This is a genomic window from Paenibacillus sp. P36, from assembly GCF_045866505.1.
Taxonomy (GTDB): Bacteria; Bacillota; Bacilli; order Paenibacillales; family NBRC-103111; genus Paenibacillus_E; species Paenibacillus_E chondroitinus.
Genome location: NZ_AP038372.1, coordinates 8,476,358 through 8,491,339 on the forward strand (window position 1 = coordinate 8,476,358; position 14,982 = coordinate 8,491,339).

Sequence of the window (14,982 nt, forward strand, 5' to 3'; positions counted from 1 at the left end):
CGATTTGTCCGTTCAGCCAACCTGCTGCTCTTCTAACTGCTGACGGTCATACTGCTCTTTGTACCACCCGCCGAGCGCGAGAAGTTCCTCATGCGTGCCTTCTTCCACGATATACCCTTCATCGAGCACGAGAATCCGATCGGCATGTTGAACCGCTGACAGGCGGTGCGTTGTGATGAGTGTCGTTTTGCCGGCACGTTCAGAGCGAATCCCGCGGATGATTTCGGCTTCTGTCTTGGCATCCACGGCAGAAAGCGCATCATCCAGAATGAGAATTTCCGGATCTACATAAAGCGCCCGCGCGATGGATACGCGCTGCTTCTGACCCCCGGATAAAGCCACGCCTCGCTCGCCAACCAAGGTTTCTAAACCTTCCGGCAGGAACTCCACGTCTTTGCGGAAGGCAGCCAGTTCAAGCGCTTGAATAAGCTGCTCCTCCGTGCCTTGGCTTGCGCCGAACTTGATGTTTTCCTTCACCGTTTTGGAGAAAAGAATCGGCTCCTGCGGCACATACCCGATCCATCCGTGTACGGTGTCGATCGTCAACTGCTCTATCGGCGTATCGGAAATGGCGATTGTGCCTTTGCCAGTCGGATATTCGCGCAGCAGTTGTTTGAGCAGCGTCGTTTTGCCGCTTCCTGTCCGCCCTACAATGCCTAGCGTCTGTCCGCGTTTGAGCTCAAAAGAGATATTAACGAGATTGTCAATAGAAGATGACGGATAGCGGAAGGTGACTGCTTGGAAGCTAACCGAATTGGGCAGCAGCATGGTTGTTGCATTCGGTTCGTCTGTGACATCCGGTTTGTAGCCCAGGGTCTCATTCACCCGATCCAGCGAGGCATTGCCGCGCTGCATGATGTTCATGAGTTCTCCGATTGCGAACATCGGCCATATCAACATGCCGAGGAACGTATTGAAGGAAACGAGTTCCCCAAGTGTCAATTCACTATGAAACACCATGTATCCGCCGTAACATAATCCAATTAAATACGAGATGCCGACCAGGATTTTGACCGTTGGTTCGAATAGCGCATCGATAAGTGCGACGGCAATATTTTTACGAAAAACATCGTCTGTCATCGTTTTAAAACTTTGTTCACTAGCTTTTTCCTGTACAAAAGCACGTATGACACGCACGCCGGCGATCGTTTCAAGCACCCGGTCATTCATTTGACCGAAAGCATCTTGAGCGAGAATGAATCTTTCGTGAATACGTCCGCCGTAAATGGTGATCGCAGCAGCCATGAAAGGCAGTGGAAGGATTGAAGCAAGCGTCAGCTTCCAGCTAATGAAGAAGCCCATCATGCTCAGAATAGTCAGCATAAACAACGTGGAGTCTACGAAGGTTAAAATCCCGAAGCCCGCTGTCGTCGACACCGCTTGCAGGTCGTTCGTAGCTCTAGCCATGAGATCGCCCGTGCGGTTGCGTTCATAGAACGTTGGCGTCATGCGCAGCAGCTGCCTCATCAAACGGGAGCGGAGCACGCGCTCCAGGACGAAGGCGCCTCCAAACAGCTGATACAGCCAAACATACGACAAGCCATAGCCGGCTACAATCAGCGTCCCCCAGAAGGCGAGCAGCTGGAACAGCTTGCTGCCTGTTAAAGTCCCCATGTGTATACCATCAATCGCATAGCCGATCAGCTTCGGAGGTATCACATCAATAATGCCGACGATAATGAGCAGCCCAATCGCCAGCGTATATCGCTTCCAATTCATGCGGAAGAACCAACCTAATTTTTTCAATACGATAAACATTGCTTTCATCACTCCTTTACTTTACTTATCCACGCAAAAAGGCACACCGCACGCAGCGATATGCCTTTTCTTTTCAAAAATCAGAAAAGCGCTCGTTACGAACTTCTTCGTAACCCGCGCTCTTCTTCATTAGCGTATATGAAGGGGTGCAGCCGCCGAACAAACACCATCAAGGCGTTGCAGTATCGGCTAACAGGCGGGTTACTCCGTATGAATTTGTATGGTCGTTCTCTTTGTGCTCAAAATGCGCGTTTGGATCCAGAACCAATTTAATCATCTTGAAACCCTCCTTCTCTACCGCAACCCAGCTTGCGTCCTTTATCATTTTCCAAAAGTTGTATAACTGCGCTTACAGAGGTGATCTTAACACCCTTTTCAAGCCCCTGTCAATCGGAGAAAAAGACTATAAAAGAACTATCTTACCCTTCCATTTTCGGATCAGAATACTTGCTTTTTCCCCTTGTGCGAATGTCACACATGTTTCAAATTCTCGCGGCATATTCATTACATATGAGTTCATATCGCGCAGGGGAGTGGATGGGCATGGTCGATCAAGTGTTTGCCTTGTTAGGATGGATTGCCGCATTCGGAGTCGTAATTGGAGGCGTTGTTGCACTCATTGCCAGGTTCGTTTCGCGCGATTCGACGAAGTACGATATGATTTTTCTGTGGGATAATCGGTATACGCTGGAGGAGTTAGAGTTGGACGAGCCTGTATGAGGATTAGAAAAAAACAGGGCTATCTCAACGGGTCTGAATCGGCCTGATGGATAGCCCTGTGTTTATGGAGTGGGAACTATGATCCGCTATTTTGGCAAATTTGGTCCTTTATCAGATGAAAGGGAACTAGGGGCCTCTATTTGACCGATTCTTGTGGAGAATCAAGTAATTTCGGATAAATAAGGCCCTGTAGTTCCTCTCACCTCAAAATGCAGCCGTTTTGGCTTAAATAGCGGACTCCAGTTCCCTTTCATTTACTTATTTGAAGGTACTGACGACGATGCCGCAGGTGATGCCACAGGCCCCTTAGCTCCTTGAGCTCCAGGTCCTTGGCCATTTGGCTCACCTTGCCCGCCGGGTGCTTGTCCAACTCCGCTCCCTGGTGCCATGACCGGCATCGGTCTATGTACCATTTGACCGCCAAGATGGCCCGTATAACTGACGAGGATCACAGCCGCGAGCGAGCCGATCAAATACATCGGATGCCGGCCGGCGTCTTTCTTTTTCCAAATGAGCAAACCGACACGAACGACCGCAAGAACAATCGCTGCAAGCATAGTTAATTTCGCATAAAATTCATGAGGGACAACCAGGGGATTACGCCAAGGAGACGGGCCCGTCATGACAGCGGCAACCGCGCCAAGCGCACCTACCACAAGGCAAAGCATACCGGCAGAGTGCCACTCCCGTTTTTTCATAATCATCGCAATGATATCAAAAACAAAACTGAAAATAAGAAGTGCGATAGGGACATGCGTCACTATGAAGTGCAGATTGTTCAAGATATAATCCATTAATCTCTCTCCTCACTCATCTATTTTGTTTACACTACAAAGTGTAGTGTTAAATAAATGGAAAGTCAAGCCATGCCAATCAGGGCTCTAAATGAGCCCCATCAGCAGGATAACGATGAGCAGGGATACCGCTATTCGAAGCCGTGGCCATGGTATTAACAAGGTCATTTGCGGGTCAAGAATATGTTTGATGCGAACATTCATGGATGTTTCAGCGAAAGAGGCGTGAGATAAGGATAGATTCGGTGCCGGTGATTGTAGTTTGAGTAGTTTGAGGAGAGCGCTGCCCAAATCGGCAGGTTGATTCATTTGACCAATGGCATACTTATCTGCCCTTAGTTCAATCATAATGGGGTATTTCTTGGCAAGCCATGCAAAGATCGGGATATACCACAGCGCTTTAGACATGATGGAAAGCAGGAAAATAGCGAGCGGATCGCGATGCTTCATATGGCACTTCTCATGGTCGATAACGGCATGAAGCTCTGTAGGGTCCAGCATGTCGAGCAACCCCGTCGATAGGATGATTTGCGGCTTCCGAAAGCCTATCGTCATGGCGGTTGGCGCTTTGGAAGAAATAATGCGCAATTGATGCTCAGCAAGCTGGTACATGCCGCGGTATTGCAAGGTGAGCGCAGCATCCTGGTGTTTGGTAACCAGCTTCTTGGCTTTCATCGCTTGAAAGGCTTGCCGTGTGATTAGCAAAAGGACCGCGCTAAGGGTATAAAGGATCACAACATTCACCAAATTAAGCGCAATGGGTGCAGGGATATGAAGATTTTTGAATAAGATGACGCACAAATCAAAGATGTTATAGCGTGCATGCCATTTGAAGAGATGCTGTCCCACAAAAAGCAGCATTTGTCCCAAGACAAGCCCCGACAAGGCTAAAGAAGCAGCGTACAGCCATTTCAATCGCTTTTCCATCATCGTTATCGATCCTTTTTCATTTCTTTGATTTTTTGCTCCAGTTGGTCGAGCAGACCGGGATCTACTTTATCCAGCGCATCCACCATATGCGTCACCGCCAAGGAGCCGAACTCTTCAATCAGATCAAGCGTGAGCTCTTTGGACTGAGCTTCCATGAAGGCTTCTCTTGTAACAACCGGTTTGTACTGGTACGAGCGGGCAAGCGCCTTTTTCTGCAAAATACCTTTGTCCACCAAGCGGTTCATCACTGTCATGACGGTGTTGAAATTATTTGCTTTGCTGTCGTTGTCGAGCTTCTGTTGAACATCTTTAATCGTCATTTCCTCGACGCTGTTCCAAAGGATCTCCATAATCTTGGCCTCTAAAGGACCAAAAAAACGGTTAAGCCCGCTTCCTTCATATTTAAAATTTTGCATTTTCATGATAGACACACTCCTTACACTACAAATTGTAGTAGGAGTCGTGCAGCGAAGTCAAGATATGCTGTTAAAAGAGAGGGATTTCACTTTACATTTCGTTAAAAGAGATCTATAATACTTACATATAGTAAGTAATTAATTATTTTAAAGCAAAGGAGCGATTCTTATGCATATACAAATATTTTCGGCTGATCAACAAGGTGTTGGGGCATTTGATGGCGGCAATTTTATCGAGCAGCGAGCCATTAGCTTTCCGCGTGAGAAAACGGCTGTAGATCGTGTAGGACCGTTATTTTATTGGGCTTGGGGCCACGCAACCGATGTTGCTGAGATTGGCATGCATCCGCATAAAGCGTTCGAAATCGTCACTTATGTGATTGAAGGTCTCGTGGAGCACCGTGATTCTCTTGGTTCTTTAGAGACTGTTTCTGACGGCGGCGCTCAAGTCATTCAAGCCGGATCCGGCGTCTCTCACGCGGAAGCCTTCCGCACCGCCGGCACCGAAGGCATGCAAATCTGGTTCGAGCCTCACCTCAGTCAATCGGTGAAAAAGCCCGCCACCTACAATCAATACGGACATGAGCAATTCCCGGTCGTCCAACAAGATGGCGTGACGGTGAAAAACGTCATCGGCGGAAAGGCTCCGATTCAGCTGGATACAGACGCCAACATGTTTGATTGGAACCTCGAACCGGGTGCAACGTTCACGTACTCCCTTCAATCGAAGCGGCAGCTTGCTTTCCTCGCTATTCGAGGACAAGGCAGCAGTGAAGCCGCCGCGGATGGCAATGATCCTCAGGCCATCTCCCATAAGGATTTCGTCGTTGTCCAAAATGATAAACAAGCGGATGAAATCCTGCTGTTGAAGGCAGATGACGAGCAGGGTCTGCGCATCATCGCGATTGAAGTGCCGGTAGATCCGGGCTATGCGTTGTACCATAAATAATATGATATTACAGTCGGTGGGGCTATCTGAGCAGATCAGGAATGATCTGATGGATGGCCTTTTCGGCTTGGTTGGTGGGTAGTGGCGTGAGTGGCTCAAGTGATGGAGTAATCGGGAGTCAGAATGGCTTGAGTGGAGTAGCGGGAGTGCTTAGGGGCTTGAGGAGATGGAGTAGCTGGTGGGGCATGAATGGCAGAAATAGCTTGAGGCTGGTGGGGCTTAGATAGATGAAGTAGCTTGTTTACTTTATTGGCTTGGAGAGACGAAGTAGCTAGTTTGCTGTATTGGTTTGGGCAGGTGGAGTAGCTAGTTTACTTTATTGGCTTGGATAGCAGGAGTGACTGGGTTGGCGGAGTGTAACTAGTATGAGGTGGGTGCTACTTTGTACAAAATCGACCAAATGGGAACTACGATCCCTTATTCTGTGATCATACGCCCCATCAGCTAGCGGATGGGAACTACGAGCCTCTATTTTGCCACTTATCCGCCAAATGTGAGCTTTTCGAGGCAAATAAAACCCTGTAGTTCCGTCTACCCTTAAAAACTGCCTATTTCCCCAAAATAGCGCCCTGTAGTTCCCTCACTCCCCGAATTACGGTAAAGACAGAGCCTCCCACGCACAACCTACCGCAGAAAAATCAAAAGAGCTACCCCACAAGTAGTTGAACTACTTACAGGATAGCTCCCTTTGATGCTATTCCAACGATTGAAGCCTAGCTTCGTCCTCGCTGAGCGATTCAGCAGCTTGCTGCACGGCCGGCGCGTCAGATTGATCGGTTGCTTGATCCAACGCGTTCTCGGCTTTACCGATAGCGTTCCGGGCCTCTTGCAACGTCTGCGGTGTTGGATGGGACATCGCATGGTTCACCGCTTGATGGACATTATCGGCTGAATTTTGCGCGGAAGAAATCGGATTCTGTGACTGTAGACTTGAATCGGTCTTGGTCATCGTTTCAATGAGCCTCCTCAAATTAAAAATCATTACATGGGCTATATTGAGACAATTGGTCACATTTTATACCCTGTATTTCATTTCAACCTGATCTGAAGCGTTCCATCGGAGGAAAGCCGCAAAAATCCAATAGGCCAGACTCGCCCCAAATATGTTCAAAATCAAATCATCCACATCCAAACTCCCCACTCTGAGCAGCATTTGCAACACTTCCAAGCCTACCAACGGGCAACCAAAAAGCAGTAGAAACACCCTGTACCGCCTCGCCACCCTAAACAAATACGGCAGGATAAACCCATATGGCATGAAGACGCCTACATTACCAAATAAATTGATCACCCATGTCCGCATAGAAAATAAATGAGCATGAAGAATATACATCCCAATGGTCCTGAAAGGGACTATGTTGTAGTTATACTCCAAGTGCCCCCCGCTTCGCAGGCTCTCACGCCCGAATCCCCAAAACATCCAATACAGCAAACAGCCCGTATAACCGATAAAAAGCAGCCACACGAGCCCCCGGATAAGCCTCTTCCTCATGATGATCGCCCTCCCCTGCTCTCTTTGCGCTCCCCGCTCTGCTCTGCCAATAAAGAACCCTCCCTTCAGTCACGACTGATGAGAGGGTCATTAACTCCCTGCTGTTTCCGCAGGCTATTTGTTCACTGCATCCAAAAATTTGAGAGAGTCAAAAGCTTTTTTCAAACGAGCTTCATTAGCCTCTGTTCGAACCGCTTCGTCCATGCGCAGCGTAACGGTATAAGTCATTTGATTTTGGCTGAAAATGTACGTCGTTTCTTTGTAAGGCACTTTGGCGCTCACATAATTAACTTCGTATTTCTTCGCCTTCACGCCGCCAAGCACTGTCGTTTCCTCTTCGGTATAGGCATATTCGCTATCGCTATCGTGACTCTTCTTCTGCGCTGCGTCCTCTTCTTTTACCGCATCCTCATAAGGTGTGATGGTATCTGCGTTGATGGTCAAGTAACCTCCGGTGAAAAGGAAGGACTTGCTCACTTGGTCTTTGTTGTCGTAGGACTTGCTGCTTGTCCACATTTCAGGAATTTGCAGCGTGTATTTATATTTCTCATTCTTGTAGGCAATGGTACGATTCGGATCCATCAGTTCGTCCAGATCTTGAATGAAACCAAGCTCTTGGTCCATGTGGTCTTTATCCACTTCGATCGTGGTGGTTAAGGTGTGCAAGAGATCATTGATCTCAGCCCCCTCCTCCTGCGGATAGCTGACTTCAACCTCATACTTATATTTATCCTTAATGAAAAAGAGGGAGTACCCCGCGGTCCATTTGTTGCCCAGTGTTTCGGCATGAGCTGTCTTTAAAGCTGGAACGCCGGCCAAAGTAAGCTCCTCAGGGGCGCTGATCTTACGATATTTCTGCACATACTGCGCTTCAAGCTGCTTGCGCTCTCGATCCGCCCACGCGGCTAACGTGTCGCCGGATGAAGCCGACGTCACCTCAACCTGCAGCGATTGCGAATAATCAGAATTAAAGAAGGAGGAGTTTCCGGTATAACTGCTTTTCTGCCAGCTGGAAGGCAGGGCAAATGATAATCCATACTCATTCGTGTAGGTCGTATTGCCATTAGAATAGACCGAAATATCTTTGAGCGATTCATCTTGCGCATTAAAGGAAAGCTTAAATGAATCAAGTAAATCATTATAGCTATTCTGTTTAAAATCGTTATTATAGTGATCCTTCATTACAAATAATTGCACTTTATACAGGCGCCCTTGGTGAAGATAACCCCGCGTTTGAATGTAGCCGTCATCTCCGGAGCGGCCAACAATTTTGGCAAACGGACCGCCTTCGCGCTTGACATACTGGCGCTCCAGAATCGTGGATGCCGCCATATCACTGTAGTCATCCTCTTCGTTACCGGTCAATTTGTTCAAAAGCGCCGACGGAGACAGCTCATCGCTCTCGTTATCAACCTGGATGGACAAGGAGAACTCCCCTTTGGCATCCACGAAGCTAACCGAGTCACCCTCCTCGGATTGGTGCCCTTTCACCAAACCTGCCGGGTATTTCATCGACCAGCCGAAATGGCTGTCGCCGATCTTGGTTTTACCGCGGTCCGCGTCCAAATCAGACCCCTCCGCGTCTTCCTTCCACTTCGTTTCCGGATGCAGCACTTCGCCGAGCGTAACAGACTTCGTCACGGACGCACCCTCTGACTGAATGGTGATATCCACTTTTTCATCCGGCAAATACTTCTTAATCGCCTCATTGTAGTCGACCAGCGTCTTCACCTTGTTCGCCCCGATGGAAACGACCAGATCGTCCTGCTCAATGCCAGCTGCCGCAGCCGGTGAGTCAGGGTCGACGTAAGCAACACGAAGTCCTGTTGAGCTAGGTAAACCAACGACAGCCTCCCAGCTTTCTTCGAGCTCCAGCCCCAAATAAGGGCGTTTCACTTTCCCATACAATTGAAAATGCTTCAACACATACTTGACGGTGTCTACCGGAATGGCAAAGCCGAGATTTTCAACCCCGAAATCGGCATATTTCATCGTATTAATACCGATAACCTCACCGTTCATGTTAATCAACGCGCCCCCGCTGTTGCCAGGATTGATCGCCGCATCCGTTTGAATGAGCTGATATTGCGAGCTAACCGAGCGGTCAAGTCCGCTGACAATCCCTACGGTAACGGAATTTCGCAAAGCGAAAGAAATCGGCGTTCCGATTGCCGCGACGGTTTCCCCCACTTTAATATCCGAGGAAGAAGCGAAAGTCGCGGGCGTTAAGCCGGTGGCGTCGATTTTGACCAAAGCCAAGTCGCTCTCCTCATCGATATTCGTCGCATGCCCGTTATAAGTAGTGCCGTCCGATGTAACAACGACGATATTTTTCATATCTTTGACTACATGTGCATTCGTCACGATGACGCCATTGGACTCGACGATTACACCAGTGCCGTGCGCAAGATTAAAACGATTTTTCTCTAGCGTTTTATCTGAATCGTAGGATGGCTTGCCGATAATCGCAACAACCGACGGTGAGGCTTTTTCAATCACTTTAGGAACCTCGGCATTTATTTCGGATGCATAAGAAGGTGACGGCCCCTGCAGGGATACAAGCAAGAAGGCGGCCAGTAGCGCTGTTGCCCCTTTTTTAGCAACGGTATTCCAATTCCCCATGACGGTCTTCCTCTCTTAACAAAATATGACAGTGACTAGAATCTAGCATATTTGTGATAGAGAGACAATACAAATTTTCCCACATAAAAAGGGGTTTATCGACATTCCGTTATACGCTGCGGGTGGGTGTAGACCGTTAATTGGTCCCTACGGATGAAGCCGACGACCGTAATCCCTAGGTCCTGCGCCAATCTAAGCGCCAAGTCCGTTGGGGCAGATTTCGACAGCAAAATACCGACTCCGATTTTGGCAACCTTAAGCACCACCTCGGATGAGACCCTCCCGCTGAAGGCAATCACTTTATCGCGAACAGATATTCTCTGCCTCAGGGCATGACCGTATATTTTATCCAAAGCATTATGCCGTCCGATATCCGACCTGCTCAAAAGCAGCTCACCCGCCGTGCACAGGGCCGCATTATGCAGTCCCCCCGTAGCCCGAAAATCCGCCGACTGCTCCTGCATGAGGCTCATAAGATGAAAACACTGCTGAATCGTAATCTGGAGTTTCGTAGCAACGGTTTTGGCCGTTCGAGCGTCATTGTGAAAATAAAACTGACGGCTTTTGCCGCAGCAGGAGCCGATGAATCGTTTGGACACCATTTGTTTACTTAGCTGGTGCAAGTGCCGCAGCTTCACGTGGGCGAAGCCGCGCTTTTCCTCCAAGGTGAGGGACTCGATCTGATCGACGAATCGAATCAAGCCTTCAGAAGCAAGAAAGCCGGTAACCAGATCAACCGAATCCGTTGGTGTGTACACCAGCGTAGCGAATTCCTCGCCATCTACCTTGATCGTCAACGGCGTCTCCGTCGCGATCGTGTCCTCTTGAGGAACAATTTCCGTGCCATTATAGCGGTAAATGTTCCATGTTGTCGTTGAAGAAAGCCCTGGCCCAACCTGATCTTGTTCGTTTTCCATCGTCCTCACCCCGCTTCGATCTCCAGCTCTTCAATCCGCTTCTCGACGTATCGCGTGTCTTTGTGGGCATGGTACGTTTCTGCCTTCTCCACAATAACCGCTGTATTATATTCCGGGATGCCGGCATGCGGCTCATAAACGCCCTTCGGGATCAAGCTGTTCCCTTCTGGCCAGTGGACTTCAATATTACCGGTTTTGATCTCGGCAAACTTCACCCTGCCGTGCATGCTGCCGAACCGGTTGTAGACCACAATCGCCTCCCCTTCGCTTAGAGCAAGAGGCGCCGCGTCCCCGGGATGGATCAGCACATCGTAACGATCCGCTTCGTTGAACGGATCGATGTCGCTGTAGATCATCGAGTTGAACTGTTTGCCGCGCCGCGTCGTTACGGCAAAGTGACCCTCCGGCTTCCGCAGCTGCGGAAGCTCAATCGGCAGCAGCGCGCCACGACCATCCGGCGTCGGACAGACGCCGTCCTCGCACAGCCAAGCGCCGCCGTATTGAAACACATCACCACGCTCGCGCAGGTGTTGAATGCCGTTGTAGCTTGGCGCGGCCAGCGCAATCTCCTCGCGAATGGCCGCGGCGCTGCCGCAGCCGAGATGGCGGGCGGCGTCTTCGGGTTTCACGCGGCGGGCCAGATCAGCGTAGATCGCCCACTCCGCGCGGGCTTCGCCGATCCGCGGGCCGGCGATCTCGGGAGAGAAGTACACCATCCGCTCCGTCGAGGTGGACGTGCCTCCCCCGGGCTGCTCGTAGCGCGTCATCGCCGGCAGCACCACCACGGCCTCCCGCGCGTCCAGCAGCGTGGAGGTATTAAGGATGATGTCCTGGTGAACACGGACATCGACAGCGGTTAGCGCTTCGCGGACGAATGCCGGATCAGGCATCGTCTCCAGGAAGTTGCCTCCGGATGTGTAAAACAGCCGGAGCTTCCGCTCCTGTTCCTCGGGCAGGAGCGCGTTCTCTAGGGTGACACCGACGATGTCACCCTGCCAGCTCGGCAGTGCGAAGCCCCAGAGCTGCTCGATGCGGCTGCGGTCGGCGGCATTGCTGATGTCGCCGCCGGGTAAAGAGAAGGGATCCGCGCCCATTTCGCCGGAGCCCTGCACGCCGCTGTGGCCGCGGATGGGCATCAGCCCGCAGTGTTCGCGGCCAAGGAAGCCGCGCAGGAGGGCGAGATTCGCCACCTGCGAGATGTTGTCCGTGCCGAAGCGGTGCTGTGTGAGCCCCATGCTCCACACGAAAACCGCGGACGCGGCACGCGCCAGCAGCTGAGCGAACTCGCGCATGCGTTCGCGGGAGAGCCCGGACGACTGCTCAAGCGTCGTCCAGTCCTGCTGCGCCACGTGGGCGCGCAGCTGCTCGTAGCCGTTCGTGTGCGCCTGCACGAACGCGTGGTCGATGGCGGAGCCGGGCGCAGCCTCCTCCATCTCGAACCATACCTTCATGACGCCGTTCATGAAGGCAATGTCTCCGCCGATGTTCACTTGGTACACATCGTCGGCAAGCTTAGTCCCGAATAAAGCCGATTCGGGAATGGAAGGGATCCAGTACTGCTCCATAGAGGGCTCATAGTACGGGTTAATGACAATGATCTTCGTCCCTTTGCGTTTGGCCGCATACATATACTTCGTCGAGACCGGCTGATTGTTCGCGGCCACACTGCCCCAGAACACAAGGACGTCCGTTCCGATCCAGTCCTTGTAATTACATGTCGAAGCGCCCACACCGACGGAGCGCTTCAAGGCCGTCTTCGACGGCGAGTGACAAATGCGCGAGGCGTTGTCGATATTGTTCGTACCCAGCAGCCTCGCCACCTTCGCCGCCGCATAATACGACTCGTTCGTGATCCCTCTGGCCGTCAGATAAAAAGCCATCCCCTTCGGGTCAATCGTCCGCGCCTTCGACGCAATCGTATCCATCGCCTCATCCCATGTGGCGCGGCTGAATTTCCGCTCCCCGTGCCGCCGTATGAGCGGATAGGGAATACGCCCGAGCTGCCTTAGCTCCGTGCTGCTCATGCGGCTCAGTTCGTCGATGTCCGCATGGAGCAGCTCCTCCCGGATCGCCGGCATCGTATTCAGCCGAAGCACGTTCAGCCGTGTCGTGCAGAGATGCGGCCCTGCCAGCGTCTGGTCGTAAAGCCCCGACACGCCTAATGCACAGCCGTCGCAGACGCCTTGCGTCAATATTCGGTAGGCATAAGGAAGATTATCCCGATTCTGCCAAGCAATTTTGGCCGTTTCCCGAATATGCTGCGGCTTCACTTTGCCTAGCCCGAACGGCACTTTGCTGACCCACAGCTTCGGATCCGGTTTGGACGGCAGCTTGATTGGTCCTGTGTGCTTCGTTTTCCCCATTATAAGCAGCTCCTTTATCGCGATATTGGATTGGTATGATGCAAAAAACCACCGCAAAACACGCCCTGCAAACTTCCTTTTTCGAAAGTTACAAGCGATGTTCTACAGTGGTTAGTCTCCGGCAGGTTCGCTACCAAGTGCCAAGCACTTTTAATATGTATATGCCACACTCGTCTAATCTAGCTGGCATTCTTTTCTTTAGGCAGTCTTCGGGATCAGAACCCTTAGTGGGGACTGATGATGATCGTGTTACTGAACGTGTTGAATGCTGTCGATGTTGATGTCGAGTCTCGTGCTGATACTGCTGCAGTTGATGCCGTTGTCGATATTCGTGTTGATACTGCTGCTACTGTCTATGATGTTGTCGATGCTCGTGTTGATATTGCTACTGTCGATGTTGATGATCCTGTTGACGCTGTTACTGCTACCGTTGATGTTACTCTAGCTCCTGCTGCTGCTCCTGCTGAGTCTAACGGACTGAGCTGCCTCTATTCGCGCCTTTTAAGGTGAAAATAAAATCTAACGGACACCAGCGACGCTATTTGCCATGAAATGACCTCAATCGGCCATTATTCAAGTAAATAACGGCTCCTCAGTCCGATAGCCCCTTCTATTTCGTCGAAAAGTCGACAATAAGGTATCCGTAAGTCCGTTACATTCTGCGAGAGCCCCGAAGGTTCATTATCAGCACGGTATGCGTCTTCCGCAACTCAATCCCACACGGTTCCAATGTCCACAATTCCCGCATTTCGGCGCAACCATGTTCCACTGTTTCACGTCTCACCATTTCCGTGTGTTCAGCACCACGAAGTCACAGCCTACTTCCCGCCAAACTTCTTCTCCAAATCCTGATCAAAAACGAATACGGACATCCCCAAGTCCTGCTCAATGTCGATGTCAACGAACAGCTGGACGAATTTCGCGCCGAGCAGTTCTTCCATCTCCACAGGGGGATGGTCGCGATACATCTCTTTGACCATTTCCGTGCGAGCCGTGCGGAGCATTTGTCTGCCATCGCCCGTCTTCGCCATAAACTTCTCCACCGGTGATAGGTTGCCAGCCATTTCGCAGATTGCCCAGCACTTGCAAAAAGTCGTCGTGACGCGCTCCGGCCCTTTGCCCATATGCCTTTTGCGATAAGCTTTGACCAGGTTACTGAATTCGGCCTCCATTCGGTTCATCGGCCAGCCACCTTTATGTTTGCTCCTTCAATCATAGCAAGAAAGCGCATACCTGACTAGGGGGAGGTTGCGCCTGCGAGCTGCTCCCCTCAATCGCGATCCTCTTCATCCCATCTGCGGGAGTACGCCTTCCGAGTTACCCAGAACGTGGCTCCAAGTATGATAACAAGGGCAATTACGCCCAAAATAATAGCGCCGGTCATTTCCTTCCACTCTCCTTTTATGCCTTATCTATACAATACCTGAAATGTGTGGAGCCGTGCAAAGAGCATTTTACAAGGAGTGAAGTAGTGAAATCGTGTATTGACAGGATCGAAATACGTATCTAAGATATTAATTAGTCACCTAACAAAAAGGAGGATATCCGTTGTCGCGTCACCATAATCCTGAATCACTCACACATATGATGTCTCATTTGCTGAAGATGCACCGCCGAACGATCGATCAAATCATTCATCCGTATGACGTTTATCCCGGACAACCGCCGTTGCTCCTTGCCCTGTCCGCCGAAGACGGACTCAGTCAGCGCGAGCTTGCCGCGCGCATACACAATAAGCCGGCAACACTGACGGTTATGGTTGACCGCATGGAGAAAACAGGCCTTGTTGAACGCCGGCCAGACCCCACGGATCAGAGGGTTACCCGTGTTTATTTAACCGATAAAGGCAGGGGAGTCACTATCCATGTCAAGGAAGCTATTAAGGCGACGGATGAGCTGACCTTTTCGCATTTTCTGCCTGAGGAAATCCTCCTATTTCGCCGTCTCTTGCTTCAAATGCAGGCGAATCTGCGTCCGAAAGAGGAAGAAAATTAGTTAGCCACCAAACAAAAGAAAGGACT

At 50.7% G+C, this 14,982-nt stretch carries 14 protein-coding genes; 4 read left to right on the top strand and 10 right to left on the bottom strand.

Translation table 11 applies throughout. From position 1 onward, the window contains the following. Positions 1-12: 12 nt before the first annotated feature. Complete coding sequence (locus ACKTT9_RS37240; protein ID WP_407869897.1) at positions 13-1,758, bottom strand: ABC transporter ATP-binding protein; 1,746 nt, start codon at positions 1,756-1,758, stop codon at positions 13-15. A 543-nt stretch (positions 1,759-2,301) separates the two neighbouring features. On the opposite strand from ACKTT9_RS37240, the gene ACKTT9_RS37245 reads away from it, so the two are divergent. After that, complete coding sequence (locus ACKTT9_RS37245; RefSeq protein WP_181646511.1) at positions 2,302-2,478, top strand: hypothetical protein; 177 nt, start codon at positions 2,302-2,304, stop codon at positions 2,476-2,478. Positions 2,479-2,732: 254 nt separating this feature from the next. On the opposite strand, the gene ACKTT9_RS37250 is transcribed toward ACKTT9_RS37245, so the two are convergent. The 3 genes from ACKTT9_RS37250 to ACKTT9_RS37260 all read right to left on the bottom strand — a co-directional run bounded on the left by ACKTT9_RS37250 (position 2,733) and on the right by ACKTT9_RS37260 (position 4,624). Beyond that, the gene (locus tag ACKTT9_RS37250; RefSeq protein ID WP_407869898.1) at positions 2,733-3,272 is read right to left on the bottom strand and encodes a DUF2231 domain-containing protein; all 540 of its coding nucleotides are present in this window, start codon (positions 3,270-3,272) and stop codon (positions 2,733-2,735) included. 87 nt (positions 3,273-3,359) lie between these two features. Next, positions 3,360-4,202 (bottom strand): M56 family metallopeptidase, encoded by an 843-nt coding sequence (locus ACKTT9_RS37255; RefSeq protein ID WP_407869899.1) that lies wholly within the window; start codon positions 4,200-4,202, stop codon positions 3,360-3,362. A 2-nt stretch (positions 4,203-4,204) separates the two neighbouring features. Next, the gene (locus ACKTT9_RS37260) at positions 4,205-4,624 is read right to left on the bottom strand and encodes a BlaI/MecI/CopY family transcriptional regulator (protein WP_157318316.1); all 420 of its coding nucleotides are present in this window, start codon (positions 4,622-4,624) and stop codon (positions 4,205-4,207) included. A 163-nt stretch (positions 4,625-4,787) separates the two neighbouring features. On the opposite strand from ACKTT9_RS37260, the gene ACKTT9_RS37265 reads away from it, so the two are divergent. Next, positions 4,788-5,567, top strand: a complete 780-nt coding sequence (locus ACKTT9_RS37265; RefSeq protein WP_407869900.1) for a pirin family protein — start codon at positions 4,788-4,790, stop codon at positions 5,565-5,567. Positions 5,568-6,261: 694 nt separating this feature from the next. Here ACKTT9_RS37265 and ACKTT9_RS37270 read toward each other — a convergent pair. The 5 genes from ACKTT9_RS37270 to ACKTT9_RS37290 all read right to left on the bottom strand — a co-directional run bounded on the left by ACKTT9_RS37270 (position 6,262) and on the right by ACKTT9_RS37290 (position 12,961). Continuing rightward, a complete protein-coding gene (locus tag ACKTT9_RS37270; protein WP_157318318.1) occupies positions 6,262-6,516 on the bottom strand; it encodes a hypothetical protein in 255 nt (84 codons plus the stop codon). 66 nt (positions 6,517-6,582) lie between these two features. Next, entirely contained in the window at positions 6,583-7,059 is a 477-nt protein-coding gene (locus ACKTT9_RS37275; RefSeq protein ID WP_407869901.1) for a VanZ family protein, read from the bottom strand. 114 nt (positions 7,060-7,173) lie between these two features. Further along, a complete protein-coding gene (locus tag ACKTT9_RS37280; protein ID WP_407869902.1) occupies positions 7,174-9,681 on the bottom strand; it encodes a S1C family serine protease in 2,508 nt (835 codons plus the stop codon). A gap of 95 nt (positions 9,682-9,776) precedes the next feature. Next, on the bottom strand, positions 9,777-10,598 hold the full coding sequence (fdhD, locus tag ACKTT9_RS37285) for a formate dehydrogenase accessory sulfurtransferase FdhD (RefSeq protein WP_407869903.1): 822 nt from the start codon (positions 10,596-10,598) through the stop codon (positions 9,777-9,779). A gap of 5 nt (positions 10,599-10,603) precedes the next feature. Continuing rightward, positions 10,604-12,961: an FdhF/YdeP family oxidoreductase gene (locus tag ACKTT9_RS37290; protein WP_407869904.1), complete on the bottom strand. Its 2,358-nt coding sequence runs from the start codon at positions 12,959-12,961 to the stop codon at positions 10,604-10,606. A gap of 237 nt (positions 12,962-13,198) precedes the next feature. Between ACKTT9_RS37290 and ACKTT9_RS37295 the strand changes: the two genes are divergently transcribed. Then, entirely contained in the window at positions 13,199-13,471 is a 273-nt protein-coding gene (locus tag ACKTT9_RS37295; protein ID WP_407869905.1) for a hypothetical protein, read from the top strand. 308 nt (positions 13,472-13,779) lie between these two features. Here ACKTT9_RS37295 and ACKTT9_RS37300 read toward each other — a convergent pair whose 3' ends face one another. Then, a complete protein-coding gene (locus tag ACKTT9_RS37300; RefSeq protein ID WP_127456818.1) occupies positions 13,780-14,142 on the bottom strand; it encodes a DUF2294 domain-containing protein in 363 nt (120 codons plus the stop codon). Positions 14,143-14,509: 367 nt separating this feature from the next. Here ACKTT9_RS37300 and ACKTT9_RS37305 point away from each other — a divergent pair, with 367 nt between their 5' ends. Next, the gene (locus ACKTT9_RS37305) at positions 14,510-14,956 is read left to right on the top strand and encodes a MarR family winged helix-turn-helix transcriptional regulator (protein ID WP_407869906.1); all 447 of its coding nucleotides are present in this window, start codon (positions 14,510-14,512) and stop codon (positions 14,954-14,956) included. Positions 14,957-14,982: the final 26 nt, after the last annotated feature.